Origin of the sequence: Streptomyces europaeiscabiei (assembly GCF_036346855.1) — a bacterium.
GTDB classification, from domain to species: domain Bacteria; phylum Actinomycetota; class Actinomycetes; order Streptomycetales; family Streptomycetaceae; genus Streptomyces; species Streptomyces europaeiscabiei.
Window position 1 is genome coordinate 72,043 of record NZ_CP107841.1, and the last position, 21,775, is coordinate 93,817.

The 21,775-nt window shown below is 75.5% G+C and carries 18 protein-coding genes; 17 read left to right on the forward strand and 1 reads right to left on the reverse strand.

Annotated features, from left to right (window positions below):
• Positions 1-97 precede the first annotated feature (97 nt).
• A complete protein-coding gene (locus tag OG858_RS00330; protein ID WP_328543746.1) occupies positions 98-913 on the reverse strand; it encodes a shikimate kinase in 816 nt (271 codons plus the stop codon).
• A 208-nt stretch (positions 914-1,121) separates the two neighbouring features.
• Between OG858_RS00330 and OG858_RS00335 the strand changes: the two genes are divergently transcribed.
• From OG858_RS00335 to OG858_RS00415, 17 genes are all read left to right on the forward strand, one after another.
• Positions 1,122-2,735: a class I adenylate-forming enzyme family protein gene (locus OG858_RS00335; RefSeq protein ID WP_327723087.1), complete on the forward strand. Its 1,614-nt coding sequence runs from the start codon at positions 1,122-1,124 to the stop codon at positions 2,733-2,735.
• Positions 2,732-3,112: an AMP-binding enzyme gene (locus OG858_RS00340; RefSeq protein WP_327723088.1), complete on the forward strand. Its 381-nt coding sequence runs from the start codon at positions 2,732-2,734 to the stop codon at positions 3,110-3,112. Before OG858_RS00335 ends, OG858_RS00340 begins: the two co-directional genes overlap by 4 nt.
• A gap of 105 nt (positions 3,113-3,217) precedes the next feature.
• A complete protein-coding gene (locus tag OG858_RS00345; protein ID WP_327723089.1) occupies positions 3,218-3,526 on the forward strand; it encodes a LysR family transcriptional regulator in 309 nt (102 codons plus the stop codon).
• A 355-nt stretch (positions 3,527-3,881) separates the two neighbouring features.
• On the forward strand, positions 3,882-5,420 hold the full coding sequence (locus OG858_RS00350) for an FAD/NAD(P)-binding protein (protein ID WP_086753151.1): 1,539 nt from the start codon (positions 3,882-3,884) through the stop codon (positions 5,418-5,420).
• A 54-nt stretch (positions 5,421-5,474) separates the two neighbouring features.
• The gene (locus OG858_RS00355) at positions 5,475-6,326 is read left to right on the forward strand and encodes a class II aldolase/adducin family protein (protein WP_086753149.1); all 852 of its coding nucleotides are present in this window, start codon (positions 5,475-5,477) and stop codon (positions 6,324-6,326) included.
• Positions 6,326-7,492, forward strand: coding sequence for a prephenate dehydrogenase (locus OG858_RS00360; protein ID WP_086753159.1), 1,167 nt, complete (start codon positions 6,326-6,328; stop codon positions 7,490-7,492). Before OG858_RS00355 ends, OG858_RS00360 begins: the two co-directional genes overlap by 1 nt.
• Before the next feature lie 232 nt (positions 7,493-7,724).
• Positions 7,725-8,909 (forward strand): chorismate synthase, encoded by a 1,185-nt coding sequence (gene aroC, locus OG858_RS00365; protein ID WP_319269941.1) that lies wholly within the window; start codon positions 7,725-7,727, stop codon positions 8,907-8,909.
• 8 nt (positions 8,910-8,917) lie between these two features.
• On the forward strand, positions 8,918-10,018 hold the full coding sequence (locus tag OG858_RS00370) for a 3-dehydroquinate synthase family protein (protein WP_319320678.1): 1,101 nt from the start codon (positions 8,918-8,920) through the stop codon (positions 10,016-10,018).
• A complete protein-coding gene (locus tag OG858_RS00375) occupies positions 10,015-11,355 on the forward strand; it encodes an IS701 family transposase (protein WP_328543747.1) in 1,341 nt (446 codons plus the stop codon). Before OG858_RS00370 ends, OG858_RS00375 begins: the two co-directional genes overlap by 4 nt.
• The gene (locus OG858_RS00380) at positions 11,352-11,642 is read left to right on the forward strand and encodes a hypothetical protein (protein WP_328543748.1); all 291 of its coding nucleotides are present in this window, start codon (positions 11,352-11,354) and stop codon (positions 11,640-11,642) included. Before OG858_RS00375 ends, OG858_RS00380 begins: the two co-directional genes overlap by 4 nt.
• On the forward strand, positions 11,639-12,718 hold the full coding sequence (locus tag OG858_RS00385) for a transaldolase family protein (RefSeq protein ID WP_328543749.1): 1,080 nt from the start codon (positions 11,639-11,641) through the stop codon (positions 12,716-12,718). The genes OG858_RS00380 and OG858_RS00385 overlap by 4 nt, the downstream gene beginning before the upstream one ends.
• Before the next feature lie 280 nt (positions 12,719-12,998).
• Positions 12,999-13,865, forward strand: a complete 867-nt coding sequence (locus tag OG858_RS00390) for a helix-turn-helix domain-containing protein (protein WP_179201191.1) — start codon at positions 12,999-13,001, stop codon at positions 13,863-13,865.
• Positions 13,862-15,613, forward strand: coding sequence for an AMP-binding protein (locus OG858_RS00395; protein WP_328543750.1), 1,752 nt, complete (start codon positions 13,862-13,864; stop codon positions 15,611-15,613). The genes OG858_RS00390 and OG858_RS00395 overlap by 4 nt, the downstream gene beginning before the upstream one ends.
• Entirely contained in the window at positions 15,610-17,604 is a 1,995-nt protein-coding gene (locus tag OG858_RS00400; protein ID WP_328543751.1) for an AfsR/SARP family transcriptional regulator, read from the forward strand. Before OG858_RS00395 ends, OG858_RS00400 begins: the two co-directional genes overlap by 4 nt.
• A gap of 164 nt (positions 17,605-17,768) precedes the next feature.
• Positions 17,769-17,987, forward strand: a complete 219-nt coding sequence (locus OG858_RS00405) for a hypothetical protein (protein WP_086750110.1) — start codon at positions 17,769-17,771, stop codon at positions 17,985-17,987.
• A 594-nt stretch (positions 17,988-18,581) separates the two neighbouring features.
• Positions 18,582-19,820, forward strand: coding sequence for an IS701 family transposase (locus tag OG858_RS00410; RefSeq protein ID WP_319067574.1), 1,239 nt, complete (start codon positions 18,582-18,584; stop codon positions 19,818-19,820).
• Between the two features lie 229 nt (positions 19,821-20,049).
• On the forward strand, positions 20,050-21,690 hold the full coding sequence (locus OG858_RS00415; protein WP_328543752.1) for a carboxylesterase/lipase family protein: 1,641 nt from the start codon (positions 20,050-20,052) through the stop codon (positions 21,688-21,690).
• Positions 21,691-21,775 lie beyond the last annotated feature (85 nt).

The following is a 21,775-nucleotide window of genomic DNA, read 5'->3' on the forward strand; positions in this document are numbered from 1 at the left end:
CGCCGCGGGATGCGCCGGCCGGCGGCGGGCGCCCGCGACCACGTCCGGCCCCGGCACTCACCGCGGAGACCGGGCGGCCGGCGTGCCCGGCCGGGTGTCAGGCGGCCGGATGGAGCCCGAGCGCGGCGAGTGCCGCCCGGGTGACCTGCGCGGCGCTCCTGCCCCGGACGCCCACCGTCACGCGGGCGACCTCGCGGTAGAGCGGTGCACGCCTCACGGCCAGCTCCCGCAGCCGGGCGGCGGCGTCGCCGTTCAGCAGAGGGCGCCCCGCGACGGCGCCCCCGCGGTCCAGCACCTCCTGGACGTCGGCGTCGACGTGGACCACCGGGCCGTTTCTGAGCAGCGTGCGCGTGGCCGGGTCGATGACGGCTCCCCCGCCCAGTGCCAGGACACCGTCGTGCTCGGCGAGTGCGGCGCGGACCGCGGCCCTTTCCAGTTCGCGGAAACGCCGTTCACCGGCGGAGGCGAAGATCTCCGCGACGGACCGTCCGGTGCGGTGCTCGATGTCGTCGTCGGTGTCGCGGAAAGCGACCCCGAGCCGGTCGGCCATCAGGCGCCCGACGGTCGACTTGCCCGCCCCGGGCAGCCCCACCAGTACCGCGACGGGCCTCACGCCGGCCTGCCCCCGTGCCCGCCGGGAGCGACGGGAGCCGGGCCCGTCGGCTGCTGCGGGCCCTGATCGGTCCGGGGCCGTGGCGGGCGGTTCGCCGACGTGTCCGGGCGCCCGGCGCAGGGGCGCGGTGCCGGCCTCGGGTGCGGTGGCGACGTCGGCGCGGGGGGCCGTGCGCGGACCGTGCGGGCCGCGCTCCTCGCCGTGGGGGCGCGGCGGACGGGCGCCCGTCGGCGGGTGGGGCCCCGCCGACGGGCGGGGCGCGGTGGCGTGGGGGTGGGGGGCGGGCCGGTCGTCCGACAAGGGGGGCCTCCGGGAGGGGAGCGGTGTGCCGACGCCGGGATTGTGCGGGGCCGCGGGTGCGTGACGGCAGTGCCACCTGACACAGCAGTGGCCTCTCATCACACTTTCCGATGCCACTTGAAAACCCGCATGCGGGTTTGTTTTTCTGGGGTCGGGCTCCGCGGGGGCCCGCGTTGAAGCAGGGGCTCACCCACCACGGAGAAGCCACATGATCAAGCTTGACGACATCCGCCGGCACGCGGCCGTCCGCCCGGACGCCGACGCCGTCGTGGACGGAGCGACGCGCCTGTCCTGGGCGCGGTTCGCCGACGCGGTGGACCGGTTCGCCGCGGGTCTGGTGACCGCACTGCCCGACGTCCGCCCGGTCCGCGCGGCCTTCCTCGCCGGCCCGCGCTGGGAGCTCACGGTCGCCATGGCGGCCTGCGCCACGCTCGGCATCCCCTGCACGGGGCTGGACCCGCAGCAGGAGCCGGACCGGCTCCTGGCAGAACTCGAACTGCTCGGCCCCTGCGCGGTGTTCGTCGCCCCCGAGTACCAGCCGCAGCTGGAGCGCTGCGCGTGGCCGGGCGCGGACAGGGCGCTGCGGGTCGTCCTGGACGGCGAGAGCGGCCTCCTGGCCGACCATGCGGCCCAGGCGCCGCGAACGCGGTCCGCCTTCCCGGTGCTGCTGGGAAGCGAACCGCTGCAGCAGCTTCCCGCCCCCCTGCACCGCGAGTGGCTCACCGTCGTGCCCGGCGGGCCCCGGCCGCGCGTCGCGGTGCGCGCCGCCGCGGCCGAGGCCCGCGCGCTGATCGACCTGGTCGAGGAGTTCGGGTTCGACGCGCACGACATCCATCTCGTGGCCGCGCCGCCGTGGCAGCCGCTGGCCCTGCAGCTGACGCGGACGCTGCTCGCGGTCGGCGCCACCGTGGTGCTGGGGGCCATGCGGGATCCCGCGGCCCTGGCCGCGCAGCTCACCTGCGAAGGCGTCACCACCGCGGTGCTGGACCCCGGGGTGCTCCTCGCGCTGCTCGCCCACCCGGCCTCCGACGCCCCGGCGCACCCCCCGCGGCTGCGCTGCGTGGTGACGCCCGGCACCCACCTGGGGCGCTGGACGCTCGACGCGGCCTGGGAGCGGCTCGGCCCGGTGCTGCACCTGGTCCACAGCACACCCGAGTCCGGCCTCGTCACGATCCTCACTCCGGAGGAGTCGCAGGTCACCCGGGCGCGCAGCGGCCGGGCGGGGCTCGGCACCACCGTCGTGGTGCTCGACGACACAGGCACCGTGCTGCCCGCCGGCCGACCGGGCCGTATCGCCGTGCACGGCCACCAGGTGATGGACGGTTACCTCGACGGCGAGGACGCCTTCGTCACCCTCGACACCGGCGGAGGGCAGCAGCGCTTCCTCGTGACCGACGACCTCGGCCTCCTCGACGAGCAGGGCCGGCTCGTCCTGACCGGCCGCGGTTCGGGCGTGACGGCGGTGGCCCGCGACGGCGCCATGGACGCCGCGCTGTTCCGTCTGGAGTCGGACCTGCTGAACCTGCCCTGTCTGCGCGACACCGCCGTGGTGCGGGTCGATCTGCCCGCGCTGGGGGGCGAGGCCCTCGTCGTACCGTTCATCGCCGTCGCCGTCGGACGCGAGGTCACCGGCCATACGGCCCTGAGGACGGCCTGTGCCCGCCGGGTGCCGTCGATCCCGGCCCATGTGATCGCCGTCGACGCCATCCCCTACAGCCCGACCGGCCGGATCAGGACCGCCGAGCTGCTGGAGGCGGTGGTCCCCATCATCACCCTCAACCTCCAGCTGGAGCAGACCGTGCACCAGGAGATCTCCGCATGACCGCCACCCCGCACCTGCCCGACCTGTTCGAGGACGCCCAGGAGATGGATCCGGAGAGGGGGTTCTTCGCCCTGGAAGGGGAGCTGCTCGAACTGTCCTGCGTACGGGAGTGCGCCGTGGTCCTCACCGATCTGCCCGAACTGGGCAGTGCGGTCGTCGCGGCGTTCGTACCGCCGACGCCCCGCCAGGAGATCTCCGGACGCCGGGCCGTGCTCGCCGCCTGCCAGCGCAATCTGCCGGAGCTGTACGCGCATGCCGTGGCCGTGGACGAGGTGCCGCGCACCGCCCAGGGCGCCGTGCGCGGGAGTGAACTCCTGGACCGGGTGCTGCCCCAGATCGCCCGGGACCTGATGTCGCCGGCCGCCATGTCCGACTGACGTGCCCGGATCCGCCCGACGACGCACCCCAAAAAAAACGGGTTGGTTGGTATATTATTTGGGCGGCAACACGCCGTGCGTGTGTGAGAAAAAGGGGGCTGGTCCATGCAGTTGCAGCAGCTGCGCGCGTTCCGTGAGGTGGCGACCGAGTTGAGCATCACGCGGGCCGCCAGGAACCTCCACTACGCGCAGTCGACCGTGACCACACAGATCAAGAACCTCGAAGAAGCCGTGGGAGCCGAGCTGTTCGACCGCAGCAGGCGCCAGCTCTCCCTCACGGACGCAGGGTTACGGCTGCTGCCGCACGCCGAGCGCATCATCGACATAGCGGCGGCGGCCCGGCGCGAGATCGCCATGGTCACACGGCACGGCCACGGCCCGCGCCGTACCGCCGGCCCGCCCGCACTGCTGTGATCCGCGCGGGCAGGGGCACTGCCCGCCCCGCTGCCTGCACCGGCTCACCCGCCGCGGCCGGTCCCTTGTCAGGGGCCGGCCGTCTTCGTGCCGTTGCCGGGGCCGCCGGCACGGGTGAGGCACGCTCCCCGGCACCGCCGGGGCACAGGAGCGGGACGTCCCTCTCACCGGCGCGCGCGAGCGCGCACGTCCCGGCGTGATTCGGCAAGTCCCGGTGCGCGGCACGGCAAATGGACCGCCCGGTGCGTTCCTACAGTCGCTGTGCGTCGGACCGGCGCCGGGCACGTCCCGGCGTTCCGTGTTCGTCTCCCGCCACCGCAAGCGAGCCCTCCGCCAACCGATAGGTGACAGACACATGCCCTCTGGAATCTCGATCGGCGTCGTCGGCGGCGGTGCGGCCGCCGTCTGCCTGATCGACAACCTGGCCCGGAGCGAGGGCGACCCCGGCAGCCTCACCGTGTTCGAACCCTCGCCCCATCTGTGGCGCGGCCGCGCCTACCAGATCGACACCGAGATCCTGCGCGTGAACGCGACCCCCGACGACATGTCCGTACGGGCGGGCGACCCCGGGCACTTCGAGCGCTGGCTGCAGGCCCACGACCGCGTCACCGGCGTGGTCCGGGGCACCGACCGGCTGTCGGGAGCCCGCTTCGCGCCGCGCGCCGTCTACGGCGACTACCTGGAGGAGACCGCGTACGCGGCCCTGGGCCGGCTGCGGGGCAGGGGCTGGCGCGTCGACATCGTCGGCGAGGCCGTGAAGGCCGCCGGCCGAAGGCCCGGCCAGGTGCTCCTGGGCACCGGTCCGGGGCGGACGCGGGCCTTCGACTACGCGGTGCTGTGCGTCGGCGGCGACAGCCCCAAGGACGTCTACGGACTCACCGGCACGCCCGGCTTCATCGCAGAGCCCTACCCGCTCTCCGGCACGCTGGCGGAGCTCGGTGAGAACGACCACGTGGCCGTCATCGGCAGCGGCCTGACCGCCGTCGACATCGTCCTGTCGCTGGCCGCCCGGGGCCACCGGGGCCCCATCAGCCTGATGTCGCGGCGCGGCGTGCTGCCGGGCGTACGGCAGCGGCCCACCCCCCTCGAACTGCGCCACCTGACGCCGGTGCGGGTGAGGACCGCCGCCCGGGAACGGTCCCGGCTGACCATCGAGGACGTGGCCGCCGTACTGCGGGCGGAGTTCAGGGACGCCGGCGCGGATCTCGACGGCGTCATCGAGGAGATCATCCGCGTCGACCTGGAGGACCCGGTCGACCGGCTGCGCCGCCAGCTCGACGAGGTCGACTCGCCGCAGGTGGGCATGCGCATCCTGCAGCGCGCCGTGCCGGAGACCGGACCCGACGTATGGCCCCTGCTGCGCGAGGAGGACAAGGTCCGGGTCCTGCGCGCCCACTACCGCACCCTCATGAGCCTGTGCTGCCCCATGCCGCCCTCCAGCGCCACCGTCCTGCTCGGCCTGGTGGAGGCGGGCCGGCTGGAGATGTTCTCGGGCCTGCTCGACATCACCGCGGCCGACGGGAGCGGCTTCGACGTCCTGGCCGCCGACGGCACCGCCTTCCGCGCCGACAAGGTGATCAGCGCCGTCAACGCCTCCGAGGGGCGCATCCCCTGCGGTGCGCTGCCCCTGGTGACCTCACTGGTCAAGGCCCGCGCGGTCAGCCGCCACCCGCACGGCGGACTGCAGCTGGCCCGCGCCACCAGCCGGCTCACCAGCAACGGGCGGCCCGACCCGCGGCTGTACGGGCTCGGCAACATCGCCGCCGGAGCCCTGTTCTTCACCTTCGGCATCCCCTCCCTGGTCGACCGCAGCCAGGACATCGTCACCGCGATCCTCCAGCACTCGGCCACCGTCGACGCCGCCCGCAGCGAGGCCGAACCGGTCGCCGCCTGACGACGCGCCGGCACACCGCCCGCACCCAGCCACCCAGGAAGGACCGCCCGCGCAATGAGCCCGACCGCGACCGATCCTCGCCCCGCCTACCTGGCCGCCACCGCCACCCGGCTGCCGATTCCCGGCGAACCGCGCTTCGCCACGTACGAGGAGACCCGCCGCCACCGCAAGCAGCGGCTGGCCGCCGCCGTCAGGCTGTTCGGGAAGTACGGCTTCGCGGAAGGGATATCCGGCCACATCTCCGTACGCGACCCCGAACACCGAGACCGCTTCTGGGTCAATCCCTTCGGCGTCTCCTTCCGGCAGGTCCGCGTCGCCGACCTGATCTGCGTCGACGCCGCCGGTGACGTGGTGGCCGGCCACCACCCGGTCAACCCCAGCGCGTTCGTCATCCACTCACAGATCCACGAGCTGCACCCCGACGCCACCGCGGTCGCCCACGGCCACACCCCGCACTCCCGGGCGCTGGGCGCACTGGGCACGCTGCTCGAACCGATCGACCAGGAATCGGCGGCGTTCTACGGCCGCCAGGTGCTCTACAACCGCTACGACGGGCCTTGCGTGACACCGGCCCAGGGCCGTGACATCGCCGAGCGGCTCGGCGGCAACCGTGCCGTCCTGCTGCGCCACCACGGACTGATCACGGTGGGCGGTTCCCTGGACGAGGCCGTGCACTGGTTCCTGAGCTACGACAGCTGCGCCCAGGTGCAGCTCCTCGCCCGGGCCGCGGGCACCCCCCGCACCCTCACCCCCGAACAGGCCCTGGCCGCCCGTGAAGGCTTCGGGGACCAGGAGCTGGGCCGGTTCAGCTTCCAGCTGCTGTGGGACGAGATCGTCGCCGAGCAGCCCGACCTGCTCCAGGAGGAGCCGGGAGGCGCCGGCGCGCACGGCGGGGGCGCCGGATGATCCGCACCGCCGCGGTGGTGGGCACGGGAGTGATCGGCACCTCCATCGCGCTGGCTCTCACCCGGCACGGGGTGAGCGTGTATCTGAGCGACACCGACCGGTGCGCGGCACGCACCGCCGCGGCACTGGGCGCGGGGCTCGTCGGCACACCGCCCGCCCCGGCCGACATCGCGGTGCTGGCCGTTGCGCCGGGACGCCTGCGCCCCGTCCTCGCCGAGCAGTGCGCCCGCGGGCTCGCCCGCGGTTACACCGACGTCGCGAGCGTCAAGGCCGGGCCGGGACGAGAGGTGGCCGCCAGCGGCGTGGACCCGGCGGTGTTCATCGGCGGCCACCCCCTGGCCGAACGGGAACACTCCGGCCCGCTGGCCGCCCGCGCCGAGCTGTTCCAGGAGCGGCCCTGGGTGCTCAGCCCGTCCGCGCACACGGGCAGGGACACCCTCAACACGGCGCTGGAACTGGTGGCCCTGTGCGGCGCCACCCCCGTCCTCATGGACAGCGAGGCCCACGACCGGGCGGTCGCCGTCGTCTCCCACGCCCCGCACGTCGTCGCCGCGCTCGTCGCGGCCCGCCTGGAGCACCTGTCCGCCGACGCGGTGCGGCTGGCCGGCCGGAGCGTGCGCGAAGCCACCCGGACCGCCGACGGCGACACGCAGCTGTGGGGCGACATCCTGGAGAACAACGCTCCGGCGGTCGCGGACGTCCTGGACGAACTCGCCGAGGATCTCGCGGTCACCGTGGCGGCGCTGCGCGGCCTGGCCGCCGTCGACGCCGACGAACGCGCCCAGGGCACGACCCTGCTGGCCGACCTGCTCACCCGCGGGCTCGCCGGCCGCGACGCCATCGCGGGCACGCACGGCCCGCCCGAACGCGCCCGTGTCCCGGTCCGCGTCCTCATCGCGGACCGGCCGGGCGAGCTGGCCCGGCTGCTGGGCACCGCCTGCGAGTTCGGCATCACCGCCGAGGACCTGTCCGTCGACCACCCGCCGGGCAGGCCGGGCGGCCTGGTGGAACTGATGGTCGCGCCCGCCGCAGCGCAGGACATGGCGGGCCGGCTGGAGGACCGCGGCTGGCGCGTGCAGCGGGCGGCGGACCCGGCCGGCGTCCGCGCGCAGAGCCCGCCGCGCACCGCACGCCGTGGACCGGTCGGCGCCCGCACCGTCGCTTGACGCCCGCCCAGGCCGCCTGCCGCCCCCTCCCCCGAACCGCACGACACCCACAACACGCACGGCACGCACAACACACACGGCACGCACGGCCGTACCTCCGCGCACAGCCGTACCTCCGCGCGACGCACACGGCGCACACGGCGCGTACGTCCGTGCGACGCGCGTGCGTCCGCATCGCGGCCCGCGTCCCGCTCGCTCCCATCCGCCCGCGTACCAGAACGAAGGAAGTGCATTGCCAACTCTGCGATGGCTCACCGCCGGCGAGTCGCACGGGCCGGCCCTGACCGCCGTGCTCGAGGGACTGCCCGCGGATGTGCGGACCTCCACCGACGAGGTCGCCGACGCACTCGCCCGCCGACGCCTGGGACACGGGCGCGGTGCCCGTATGAAGTTCGAACGCGACGAGGTCGCCTTCGTCGGCGGGGTACGCCACGGCCGCACCCTCGGCAGCCCGGTCGCGGTCCGCGTGGGCAACACCGAATGGCCCAAGTGGCAGACGGTGATGGCCGCCGACCCGGTGAGCGCCGACGCCCTCTCCCGCCAGGCCCGCGGCGCCCCCCTCACCCGTCCCCGCCCCGGCCATGCCGATCTGGCCGGTATGCAGAAGTACGGGTTCGACGACGCCCGGCCGGTGCTGGAGCGGGCCAGCGCCCGCGAGACGGCCGCCCGCGTGGCGCTGGGCGCCCTCGCCCAGGCCTTCCTGGGGCAGGCCTACGGAGTCGAACTCGTCAGCCACGTCGTGGCGCTCGGCGGCCGGCACTCGCCCTCACCGGTACTGCCCGGCCCGCAGGACACCGGCCGGCTCGACGCCGACCCCGTACGCTGCTTCGACTCCGCGGCATCGGCCGCCATGGTCGCCGAGGTGGACCGGGCGCACCGGGCCGGGGACACGCTCGGCGGCATCGTCGAGGTCCTGGTGTTCGGGCTTCCGCCTGGCCTGGGATCGCATGTGCACTGGGACCGCCGGCTGGACGCGCGCCTGGCCGGTGCCCTCATGGGCATCCCGGCCATCAAGGGCGTCGAACTCGGTGAGGGCTTCGCGCTCGCCGGTGTCCCGGGCTCGCGCGCGCACGACGAGATCGTGCCCGGCGAGGGTGGCCTGCGCCGGGCCAGCGCCCGTTCCGGCGGCGTCGAGGGCGGTATCTCGACGGGCGAGCCGCTGCGGGTGCGCGCCGCCATGAAACCCATCGCCACCGTGCCCAGGGCGCTGGCCACCGTGGACGTGGCCACCGGTGACACCGCCGTGGCCCACCACCAGCGTTCCGACGTCTGCGCGGTACCGGCCGCCGCCGTGGTCGCGCAGGCGGTGACCGCGCTGGTCGTCGCGGACGCCGCGCTGGAGAAGTTCGGCGGCGACAGCGTGGCGGAGACCTCCCGCAACCACCGCACCTACCTGAGCCACCTGGCGATCAAGTGAGGCAGACCATGACTTTCTCCATGCAACCGGACACCGCCCCGACGACCCTGCAGGCGACCGGCGGGGCACCGTACCCCGTCGTCGTCGGCACCGGCCTGCACGAGCACGTCGGGCCGCTGCTCGGCGACAGCGCGACGCGGGTGGCGCTCATACATCCGCCGGCGCTGGCCGCCGCCGCCCGGCGCATCGCCGGCGACCTCGAACGGCACGGCCGTCAGGTGCTGGAGCTGGTGGTACCGCCCGGCGAGTCCGCCAAGGACGCCGGTGTGCTGGTGTATCTGTGGTCCCGGCTCGCCGAAGTGGGCTTCACCCGCGGCGACGCGGTCGTGGCCGTCGGCGGCGGCGCCACCACCGACCTCGCCGGTTTCCTCGCCGCCACCTGGCAACAGGGGCTGCGTCTGGTGCTGGTGCCCTCCACCCTGCTGGGCATGGTCGGTGCCTCGGTCTCAGGCAGGGGCTCCCTCAACGTCCCCCAGGGCAAGAACCTGGTCGGCGCCCTGCACCGGCCGGCCGGCGTCGTGTGCGACCTGGACCTGCTCGCCACGCTGCCGCTGCCCGAGTACGTCGGCGGCCTCGCCGAGGTGGTCAAGGCGGGGCTGATCGCCGATCCCGCGCTCCTGGACCTGATCGAGGCGGACCCGCGGGCGGCGGCCGATCCCGCGGGCGGGCGCACCGCGGAGCTGGTCGAGGGCGCCGTGCGGGCCAAGAGCGCCCTGCTGGGCACCGACCCGCTCGCCGAGGGCCCGCGGGAGTTCCTCGACTACGGCCACACCCTGGGCCACGCCGTCGAGCACGCGGAGGGCTACCGCATCAGGCACGGCCACGCGGTGTCCATCGGCATGGTGTACGCCGCCGAACTCGCCCACGCGGCGGGACGGCTGGACGCACCGCACGTGCTGCGCCACCGCACCGTCCTTGAGTCGCTGGGACTGCCCACCTCCTACCCGCGGCACGCCTGGGAGCGGCTGCGTGCCTCGCTCGGAGCGGACGGCACCGCCCGCGGCGGAAGGCTCAGGTTCGTCGTCCTGGACGCGCCGGGCCGTCCCGGGCTGCTGCAGGGCCCCGATCCCGAACTGCTGCAGGCGGCGTGGGCCCGGGTGGGCGGATGAGCGCTCCCGCCGCGCGGAGCACCCTGGCGGCGCCCCCGTTCCCGGCGGGGGCCCCCGGCATCGCCGCCCCGGGCACCGTCATGGACCGGGCCGCCCGCTCCCCCGGTCCCCCCGCACCGGACCCGGCCGCCGTACCCCGGCCCGCCGTACCCGGCCCCGCCGCCCGGGCGGCCCCCGACCGGGTCGCCGACCTGTCCCACCGGGTGCTGTGGTCCATGCCGCGCCGCGACCAGCGGCGCAGCGGCGAGCTGTACGTGCGGGGGCTGCTGCGGGCCACGGGACGCAAGACCATCCGCAACATCGCCTCCCACACCGGGGTGCCGGCCGACATCCAGCGGCTGCACCACCTCGTGACCGCCTCGACGTGGCGGTGGAGTCCGGTGCGCGGCGCTCTCGCCCATCACATGGGCGACCTGCTGAACCCCGTCGCCTGGGTCCTGCACACCGCGACCACGCCGCGCGCGGGCCCGGGCGGCGTGGGCGTCGACGCCCACTGCGCGGACCCGCGCACCGGACGGCCCGTCAACGCGCGGCGGTCCGTGGGACTGTGGGCGGCCACCGAGTGGGGCGGCTACCCGGTCGACTGGCACCTCGGGCTCAGCGCACGCTGGGCCGAGGACGCCGTGCTGCGCGAGCGGGCCGGTATCCCCGAGGACGCCCGTGTCCTGGACGCGGCCGCCGCCGGTGTCGACCTGGCGATGGCATCCGCCCGTACGGCGGGGCCGCCGTGCCGTCCGGTCGTCCTGGACGCCCGGACGGCCGAGGCGGGCCCGCTCGCCGCCCGGCTCGGCGCGGGCGGCGTGCCCTATCTGCTGCGCGTCAGTGCCTCGCAGCTGCTGACGCCCCTCGCCCCCGACGGCCCGGAAGGCGGGCTCGTGGTCACCGCGCGGCAGCTGGCGGGCGCGGTGCCCCCGCGCCGCTGGAGCCGTGTGTGCGCGTGGGGGCCGGGGGCGGGGCCCCGTGAGGTGGCCCGGGTGGCGTGCCGGGCCGCCGGCGTGCCGTCCCGGTCCCGGCAGCGGCAGACGCTGCTGGTGCAGAGGGACCCCCGCGGCCCGGCGGACGGCGGGTACTGGCTCACCGATCTGGGCCATCTGTCCGACGGTGCGCTGCTGCGGCTGGCCGCCGCACCCGCACGGCTGGCCCGGGACATGGACGTGACGGGCCGCCAGGTCGGCCTGTACGACTTCGAGGGCCGTACCTTCGCCGGCTGGCACCGCCACATGACGCTCGCCTCGGTGGCCCACGCCACCGTTGTCCTGCTGCGCGCCCGGGGCCGCAGCGAGCCCCGGCCGCGGGCGGTCGAGGGTGCCGGCACCCGTCCGAGGAGGCAGCCGTGACCGCGGCGCTCACCGAGTACGACGACTTCTTCCGGTTCCTGCCGCCCGCGCGGCCCGGACCGGTCCGGCGCGGCGCCGGCCGCCGTTACGCGGAGGGGGCACGGGCCCTTGCGGGCGGGGCCGTGGGCATCGCGCGGTCGGGTGCCGGTGCCGGCTCCATCCGCCGGCGGCCGCACGGGCCGGCGGGGCCGCCACCCGCCCCGGCCGTCCGGGCCGTCCGGGCCGTCCGGGCCGTCCGGGGCGTTCGGGGCGGCTGCGGGCGCGCGGTGTACGGAGGCCCGCGATGAGCGCCGCGCCGCTGTGCGCGCCACTGGGCGCCCTGGCCGGCCCCACCCCCACCCCCACCCCCGGTGCGGGCGCCGGTGTGGAGAACGGACCGCTTGGTCCGTTCCTGCACGTGCATCATCCGGGCGGCCCGGAGACGGAGGGCACACCCGTGCCGTATCCGGCCTACCGTCTTCATCTGGAGGACCTGGCCCGGCGCCGCCGCGGGGCCGGTGAGGCGCTGGGCGAACTGGTCGTCCACGGCGCGCGTTCGGCCGCCGACCGGCTGCGCGAGCGCCGACAGGCCGTGGGGGGTCCGGGCGGTCATGTGTGCGCCGCCGTCCCCGTGTCGCTGGCCCACGATCCGCTCGCCGTCCTGGCGGGGGCGCGGGCCCTGCACCGCGCCGTGGGCCGGCCGAACCTGATGATCACCGTCCCGGCCACCGCGCGGGGGCTTCAGGCGATCACCGGGTGTCTGTCCGAGGGCATCGGGGTGCACGCCGTCTGCGTCGTCTCCGTCGAGCGGTACGCCCGTGTCGTCGACGCCTTCCTGACCGGGCTCGAAGGGGCGGCGCGGGCCGGGCTCGACCTCGGCGCGGTGCCGACGGCGCTCTCGCTGGCGGTCGCCGGACTGGACTCGGCAGCCGGTGCTCCCGGCGGCGCGCCGGGCGGCGCACCGGCGGGTGGGCCGGTGCCCGGCGGGGCGCGTGCGCGCTCGGCGGGCACCGGCCGCCTGGTGCGGGGCGCTCTGGCGGCCGCCACCGTGGACACGGCCCTGCGTATCCGTGAGCAGGTCCTGGAGGGAACGCGCTGGCGGGCGCTGGCGGAGCAGGGGGCCCGGCCGTATCCGCTGCGGTGGGACGGCACGACGCAGCCGGGCGTCCGGCCGGCCGGCGACGGCGCCCGGGCCTGGCGCGTGCTGGGCGCGCCGGCGGAGCAGGGCATCTGCTACCGGGAGCTGACCGCGAAGGCGGAGGCGGCCGCGCTGGCCGCCTCCGCCCGGCGCCAGCGGCACACGGCGCAGCTCGTCGGGGCAGCCCTGCGCGCCGCCGCCCCGCCCGCAGCGGACGGGGGGAGCACCGCCGCCGCCCCGGGGTGAACGCCCCGCCGGGCCGTCGCGCAAGCGCGACGCCCGTCCGCCGCCGCCCCGGTGCGCCGTGCCCGCGGCGGACCACGTCGCATCGAATCCTCCGATGCAACTGGGATACCGGCATGCGGGTATGTTTACATGGTGGGGCGACGGACCGCCGCCCGACGGCCGACTCCGTCCCGACGCATGGATGGAGGTTGATGCGGTGTTACGCCTCGACGAACCGAAGCCGGTGCGCGCCGTCCTTCCCGCGTCCGGCAAAGGCCCCTCGAGTGCCGGACGCGGGGGCGTGCAGATCGTCAGGGAACACGACGAACCGCTCGACGGGACGATGCGGACCCACCAGTTCGGCGAGGTGCGGGTGTCCCTGGTCAAGGGCGGCCCCGGGGAACTGGTGCGTCCGGCCCGGCAGATCGACCCGCAGGCCGCGGGCTTCCTGCGGGTGTGCCGGCCGCTGACCGGATCCCTCTGGGTGGTCCAGGACGGCCGGCACGCAGCGGTGCGCGCCCCCCAGCTCCTCTGCTACGACAGCACCCGCCCCTACAAGGTGGTCATGCCCGAGAACTACCGGCTGGTGGACGTGATGGTCACCCACCGCCTGGTGGGGCTGACCGCGGCGGAGGCCGGACGCCTGACGGCCCGCTGCTGGTCGGGCGCCGAGGGGCTGGCCGCCCTGCTGTCCTCCCTGCTGGAAGGGCTCGGCCGGCACGGCCGGGAGGTGCAGACCGCGGTCGACCTGCTCGGCGGCAGCGTCGTCGGGCTGACCGCGGCACTGTTCGCCGAACGCATGCGCGAGGTCGCCGACGACCCGCAGATCGCCCGGCAGACGCTGATGCTGCACATCCAGGCCTACGTCCGCCGGCAGCTGGCGGAACCCGGCCTCAGCCCGGTGACCATCGCCCGGGAGCACAACGTCTCCCTGCGCTACCTCCAGAAGGTCTTCCAGGAGTACGGCCTCAGCCCGGCCCGCTGGATACGCGACGAACGGCTGGCCCGCTGCCGGGCCGAACTCGCCGACCCCGCCCTGGACCACCTGCCCGTCGCACTGATCGGGGAGCGGGCCGGGCTGTACGGGGCGTCCCACTTCAGCCGGCTCTTCCGCGACCGCTACGGCACCACGCCCCGGGACTACCGCAGGGAGCGTGACACCCGATGACCTCCTTCGGTGTCTCACTGCTGGACGGCGGACCCGCCCCCCGCCCGGAGTACGCCACGCTCACCACGGCGCTCACGCGGGCCGCGGCCGCCTCCGGCGCCCAGGGCCTGTGCTTCGTCCACACCGACGGCGGCGAGACACGGTGGAGCTACGCCCGGCTGCTCGACGAGGCCGGCCGGCTGGTGGCCGGGATGCGGGCGGCGGGAGTGACGCCCGGGGACCGGGTCCTCGTGCACGTCGCCCACCAGCCGGACCTGCTGGCCACCTTCTGGGCCTGCGTCCTGGGCGGCTTCGTCCCCCTGCCCGTGGGCACGGGCGCCACACCCGCCGCCCGGACCGCCGCCCCCGGCCTGCTGGACGCGGTGTGGAACCGCTACGGCAGGCCGTACACCGTCACCGGACCGGACCAGCACCTCGCCGCGCGCACCCGCGCACACCCCGGCTGGGCCAGGTCCTGGCTGGGCCACCCCCACCAGCTGCGCGCCACACACCCCGACCACCGCCGGCACCCGTCCCGCCCGGACGACCTCGCCGTCCTGCTGCTCACCTCCGGCTCCACCAGCACGCCCAAGGCCGTGATGCTCACCCACCGCAACATCCTCAGCCGCAGCGCCGCGACGGCCCGCGCCAACGGGCTCGGTGCCACGACCCGCAGCGTCAACTGGATGCCGCTCGACCATGCCGGCGGGCTGCTGCTGTTCCATGTGCGCGACGTGTTCCTCGGGGCGCACCAGGTGCACGCCCGCCCCGAACGCGTCCTCGCCGACCCGCTGCGCTGGCTCGCCCTCGCCGCCCGGCACCGGGCCTGCACCACATGGGCTCCCAACTTCGCCCTGTCCCTGGTCAACGACCAGGCGCACCGGCTGGCCGGCGAGGACTGGGACCTGAGGCGGCTGCGGTACCTCATGAACGGCGGGGAGGCCGTGCACGCCTCGGTGGTACGGCGTTTCATGGAGCTGCTCGCCCCCTTCGGCCTGCCGCCGGACGCGATGTTCCCCGGCTGGGGCATGTCCGAGACGGCGGCGGGCGTCGTCGACTGCCGGCTGTCCGACCTGGACCCCGGGCACGCGCGCTACGTCCCGGCCGGCCGGCCCCAGCCCGGCACCGCGGTGCGCTGCGTCGACGAGCAGGACGAGCCCGTCCCGGCGGGCACCCCGGGCCACCTCCAGGTGAGCGGCCCCTCGGTCACCCCCGGCTACCTCGACGACATCGAGCACACGCGCCGCGCCTTCACCGCCGACGGCTGGTTCCGCACCGGGGACCTGGCCTTCGTCCAGGACGGCGTCCTCACCGTCACCGGCCGGGCCGACGACCTGATCGAACGCGCCGGTGTGCGCTGCCACAGCCACGAGATCGAGGCCGCGGTGGAGGAACTGGACTTCGTCGCGCCGGCCCACACGGTGGCCTGCCCGGTCACCGGCCCCGAGGGAGAGGAACTCGCCGTCTTCTACCACCCGCGGCCCGGCACCGGGCCCGAGCGGGCCGCTGCCCTGATCCGCGCACAGGTCGCGGACCGGCTCGGTCTGCACATCGGCCAGGTCGTGCCGGTGCGCGCCCAGGACGTCCCCAGGACCGGCATCGGAAAGCTCCGCCGCTCCCGCATGCGGCACTGGTACGAGACACGCCACGCAGGCCCCGCCGGCGGCGGGCCCACACCGCGGCCGAACAGCAACCACTTCGATCCGCGCACCGCGCCCGTCACCCGTGACGCCCGCGGTGCGCAGCCCGTGATGGGAAGGACACCATGAACGACTCCGTACCGGCCGACACGGACGGCGGTGCGCTGCGGATAGGGGTGCTCGGGCCGCTGGAGGTCCGCGCCCAGGGCGAGGACCGTACGCCCACCGCGCCCATGGCCCGGCGCGCGCTGGCCGTGCTGCTGCTGAGCGCCAACCGTCTGGTGTCGACCTCGGCCCTGATCGGGGAACTGTGGGAGTCCGACCCGCCGCGCCTGGCCCGCAAGACCGTCCAGACGTACGTGTACCAGATCCGCAAGGCCCTCAAGTGCCCCGCGGATCCCAGCGACCGGGTGCGCACCGGCCCCGGCGGCTACCGCATCGACCTGCGGCCGGGGGAACTGGACCTGTGGGAGTTCGAGCACGGCGTCATGCGCGCGCGCACCGCGCTGAGCGAGGGTGACCCCCGTGCCTCGGCGCACCTGCTGCGCCAGGCTCTCGGGCTGTGGCGGGGTGAACCGTTCGCCGGACTGGACGCCGGACCGCTCCTGGCGGCGCAGATCGCGCAGATCGCCGACTCACGGCTCGGCGCGCTGGAGCTGCGCATCACGGCCGACCTGCAACTGGGCCGCCACCGCGCTGTGGTGGGGGAACTGCACCAGCTCATCGCGGACCATCCCTTCCACGAGGAGTTCGCCGCCCAGCTCATGCTCGCCGCCCACCGGTCCGGGCAGCGCGCCACGGCGCTGGAGGCGTTCGCCCGGCTGCGCCGCCGGCTCGTCGACGAACTCGGCATCGAGCCCTCGGAGCGGCTGCAGCGGCTGCAGCAGGACGTTCTCAACGAGACACTGCCGCAGCCGGCCGCCGCCGTGACGGGCCCGGGCCCGCTGCCGGCCCAGGACGCGGCGGGCGCCCCGCCCTTTGGCAGTGCCGCCGCGCCGGCGCCGGCGGCGGTGCCCGTCGGCGGGCGGCTGCCGCTGGACACCCCGGACTTCACCGGACGCGTCGCGGAACTGGCGCAGCTCTCCTCGCTCGCCGGCCCGGACGCGGGCGCCGGGGACACGACCGGCGGGGAGTGCTCCGGGGGGCCTCGGGTGGTGGTGGTCCTGGGCGCGGCCGGTGTGGGCAAGAGTGCCCTCGCCGTGCGCGCCGCACACCGTATGGCCGACCGGTTCCCCGACGGTGCGCTCCACGCCCGGCTGCACGACGGCGCGGACCGCCCCAGACGGGCGGACGCCGTCCTGCATGCCCTGCTGCGGGACTGCGGAATGGATCCGGCCACGCTGCCCGACAACGCCGACGACCTGGCGGGCATGTTCCGGTCCTTCAGTGCCGAGCGGTCGCTCCTGGTCCTGCTGGACGACGCGGCCGGCACCGACCAGGTGCTCCCGCTGCTGCCGGCGGACGGGGGCAGCCTGGCGCTGGTGACCTCCCGGGTCCGCCTGCCCGGTCTGCCCGGCGCCCGGTCGATGGCCCTGGGGGCGCTGTCGGCCGACGACGCCGCCGCGTTCTTCACCAGGGTGGCCGGGGCGGAACGCGTCGGTGCCGGTGACGTCCTGGGGGAAGTCACGCACCTGATGGGCAACTTCCCGCTCTCCCTGCGTGCCGTGGGCGAGAAGTTCGCGGCGCGCCCGATGTGGACGCTTGGCGACCTCGCCCTGGGGCTGGTGGACGAGGGCCGCCTGGCGGCGGAACTGCACGACGAGGCCTGCGATGTGCTGGCCCGGGCGGCCGGGGCGATCGCCCGGCTGCCCGGCTCCCTGCGGCGGGCGCTGGCGCTGCTGGCGGCGGCCGGAGCGGCCCCCTTCGACATGGCACGGGCCAGACAGCTCCTGGGCGGCAGTTCCTGGGACGGCGACTCCCTGGTGGGCCAACTCCTCGACCATCACGTGGTGGTCAGGGCGGAGCAGTCCGGTTCTGCGGCTCTCGCCTTCCGGGTGCCGGATCTGATCCGGCTGTCCCTGCCGTCCGCCGACAACGCCGAACTGCGCGTTCTGCCCGGCGGCGACCGCGGCGGCCTGGGGAACCGTTCCGTCTCCGGGGTGCTGACCGCGGCGGGCTGACGGAATCGGCCCGGGGTCCGGCGCGTGCCGGCCGGCCAGCACCTTGGACATGACTTCACCCGGCCTGGATCGCCCGGGCCGACGCTGGCCGTGGCGGCCGGACCGACGGGCCGTCACGGGCGTGGTCCCGCCTCGTGCGGCGGGATTCGAGTGAGGAGACGGTTATGCGTTTCGAGGACGAGGTTCCACCGCCCCGCTGGCTGATGGTGCCCGCGGGACTGGAGGTCGAGCTCACCCCCGCCGGCCCCGGCAGGCGTGTCCGGTGCGGCGATCCGTCCTCGCCGGGGCGCTCCTCGGCGGGGCACCGGCAGCCGGACGGGGAGCGCCCCGGGCAGCACCGGGAGTCCTGCTGCCACTGCGGCGCTGTCCGGCCGGCCGCGTAGCCGGGGCGGCGGAGGAACCGGCTGTGCCCGGCGGGGTGTTGACGGCGTCGCAGCAGTGGCCCGGTGTCCCTGGGGCGCTGCCTCGCCGGCCGGTCGCGGCGGCGCCGTCCCCTCGGACGGACGGGACGGGCGCGACGGGCGGGACAGTTGGTGCCCGGGCGGCGCGGCGACATGCGCGGCGATGCCGGGGCGGGGGCACAGGCGGGCGGGGCCTCGGCCGGGTGCGGCCGGTCGGGCGGCCGGTCGGGCCCGTACGGCCGGCGGGGCCCGGCCGGCGCCCCGTACGCCCCGCCCGCCCGTCCCGCCCGGGCGTGTTCCGGCTCTCCTCCCCCGCACCGCCCGGCCGCAGGACCTGCCCGCCCCATGCCTTCGCCTGCGTCCCGCCCGGCCGCCGTCAGGTCCTCGCAGAGCCCGCCGAAACCCCGTTGGCCTGCGCGTTTCCCCGGCCTTGGTCCCCCCTTGGACGCCTGATCAGAGGCTGCCTCAGCAGGCAGTCGGGACCACACCGTACGGCTGCCGCAGGCGCAACCGCACAGACGCGGGTCGCGGCCGGACCAACGGGGCCCGGTCGACCGAGTGGCGAGGTGGGATGGGATGCAGACCAGGCTGCAGCACAGGAGCACCACGGACGGGGAGCTGTCCTACCCGGCGCGGGAAGCGACCCGGGACAGCGTGCTGCGGGAGCTGAGCGCGGTGCTCTTCGGGTCCCTGCCGCGCAGCGACCAGCGGCGCAGGGGCATGGAGTACGTGCAGGGTCTGCTCGGTGTCGAGGGACGCAAGTCGATCCGGAACATCTCCTCGCTGTTCGGCGGGGAGGCGGCCGAGCAGAGCCTGCACCACTTCATCAGCGGCTCCACCTGGGACTGGGGCCCGGTCCGCCGCGCCCTGGCCCGGCATCTGGAGGAGGTCTCCCCCGCCCGCGCCTATGTGCTGCAGCCGATGGTGATACCCAAGGCCGGCGACAGTTCGGTGGGGGTCGACCGCCGCTTCTGCCCGCGCCGCGGCCAGATCATGAACGCCCAGCAGGCCGTGGGCGTGTGGGCGGTCTCCGAGGAGCACAGCAGCCCGGTCAACTGGCGTCTGCACCTGCCCGACACCTGGCTGGACGACAAGACCCGGCGCCGGCAGGCGGCGATCCCGGAGACGGTGCTGCCGGAGTCCATGGACCAGTGCTGCGTTCAGGCCTACCTCGGCATCACCCGGGACTGGGGCCTGCCGGTGCGCCCCGCGCTGATGGACGCCCGCCAGTCCGACGTGGCGGGCACGGTGCGCGGGCTGCAGGACGCGGGTGCGCCGATGCTGTTACGGGTCAGCGCCAACCTGCGGCTGGCCGCCGCCGACGCGGGGCTGCCCCGTACGGCCGCCGGCACGGAGATGACGGCGCATCAGCTCATGCTGATGGCCCGGCCGCTGCGCCAGCCGGTCATCCAGCGCCGGCCCGGCCCGGGCGGTCGCACCGTGCACGCGGGACTGACCGCGACGGTGCGCGTGCGGCTTCCGCGCCGCACCGCCCGCCGCCCTTCCTGGTGCCGTGACCTGGTGCTGTTCGGCGTCGGCGACAACGGCGGGCGCTGGCCGGCCGAACTGTGGCTGACCAACATCACCGACCTGCACCCCTCCCAGCTCCTGCGGCTGAGCAAGCTGCCCCAGCGGGTGAACCAGGACTTCGCGCAGATCGCCGAACGGGTGGGCATAAAGGACTATTCCGGCCGCTCCTTCAGTGGCTGGCACCGGCACGCCACCCTGGCCTCGGCCGCCCACGCCGTCGCGGTGCTGTCCGGCACGGTCGAGCCGCAGACCGAGGCCGCGGAGGTGACGCAGGCATCCGCGTAGTCATGCACGCGGGCCTGCGCGTGAGCATGGAGAACGGCGCAGTGTACGGACGAGGGTCCGCTCTGTCAGCCGTCCTTTCACCCCCTGTGTCAGCTCGGCGGCCACCCGGCCCGCCGAGCTGACGGACTGCGCAGGGCAGCTGACGGATTGTCCGAACGTCCTTTGGCGAGTTCTGAACCCCCGGCACACGATCTGCGGACAGCCCGTCCCAGTGCCCGAGGAGTTCACCATGACCGTCCAGCCGCAGGCCGCCGACGGGCGGACAAAGGCGAACGCCGTCGCAACCGACGGCCCTCGTCCCCGCGCCGCGAGCGGGTCCCGCGTCGTCGTGCGCACGACGGCCGGGCCGGTGGCCGGCGAACGCACCGGCCGTGTCGCCGCCTTCCGCGGCATCCCCTACGCCAGGCCGCCGCTGGGCGAACTGCGTTTCGCCTCCCCGCGGCCGCCCGTGCCCTGGCGCGAGGTGCGCGACGCCGTGCGTTTCGCCGACGTCTCCTTCCAGAGCTCCATACCCAGCCGGCCCGTGCCGCCCTGCAGCGAGGACTCGCTGTACGCCAACGTGTGGACGCCCCGCACCCGCGGCAGCAGGCCCGTGATGGTGTACATCCACGGCGGCGGCTGGCAGGCCGGGGCAGGCAGCATGCCCGCCTACGACGGGGCCCGGCTGGCCGCCCGCGCGGACATGGTCGTGGTCACCTTCAACTACCGGCTCGGCGTCCTGGGGTTCGGTCTGCACGAGGACCTCACCGATCCGCTGACCGGCGACTTCGCCAACTGGGGCCTGCAGGACCAGCAGGCGCTGCTGCGCTGGGTGCACGCCAACGCGGCCGCCTTCGGCGGCGACCCGGACAACATCACCGTGTGCGGTACCTCCGCGGGCGGCGCCAGCGCCTGGCAGCTCGCCCTGCTGCCCGGCCTGCGCGGCCTGATCCGGCGCATCGTGTCGATCAGCCCCAGCCATGTCACGCCGCCCGCGACCGCGCTCACCCCCGAGGACTCCCGGACCGTCTACCGGGCCGTCGCCCGCCGGCTGGGCACCACCGTCGCCGGCCTGCGCGAGGTGCCGGCCGGCGCGCTCGCCGCGGCCTGGGAGGAGATCTTCGCGCCGCGCCCCGAGGACCGGATCGTCACCAGCGGACGCTGGTACCGCGGGCCGGTCGTCGACGGGCGCACCATGGCCGGGCCCGACCACGCGCTGCCGGCCCCCGACGTGCCCGTGCTGTCGGTCCACACCAGCACCGAGGGCTCCTTCTACACCGGACCCGCCTCCCCCCAGCCCCTGCCCGCGCCGCGGGACGCCGTCGCCCTGCGACGGGCCGTGCGCGATGTGCTGCGGCTCGTGCGGCCGGAGGCGGGCGACGACCTCGCCGACGCCTGCACCCTCGCCTACCGGGACGCCGCACGGGACGCCGCCCTGCCCGGCGATCCGCTGTCGCTGTGGACGGAGATCTGGGGCGACGCGCTGTTCCGGCACCAGATCGTCCGGTCCGCCGAGCGCCATGCCCGTGCGGGCAACAGCCCCCTGTACGCCATGGAGTTCGCCCACCCGGCGCCGGCGCCGCACTTCGGCACCCCGCACGAGGCGACCTCACCGTTCCTGTTCGGCACCCACCGGCTCCCGCAGTTCGCGCCCGTCGCCGGCGCGGGCCCCGTGGAGAGGCTGCTGTCGGACATCCTCATCGACGCCGTGGCGGCCTTCGCCCGTACCTCCGTGCCCGACACCCCCAACACCTGCGGCTGGCCGCCGTTCACCCCCGACGCGCCCAGCACCCTGGTCCTGGGCGGTCCTCGCATCGCCGAGGTCACGCACACCCCCAAGCTCGCCCAGCTCGGGTTCTGGGACGCGGTGGGCTGGACGCCCCGTTTCTGAACCCGGCCGCCCCGTGCCGCCCCGGCCGGGCCCTTCGACCTTCTCCCCGATCGTCCGTACACCGCGGCAGCCGTGCCGTGTCTTT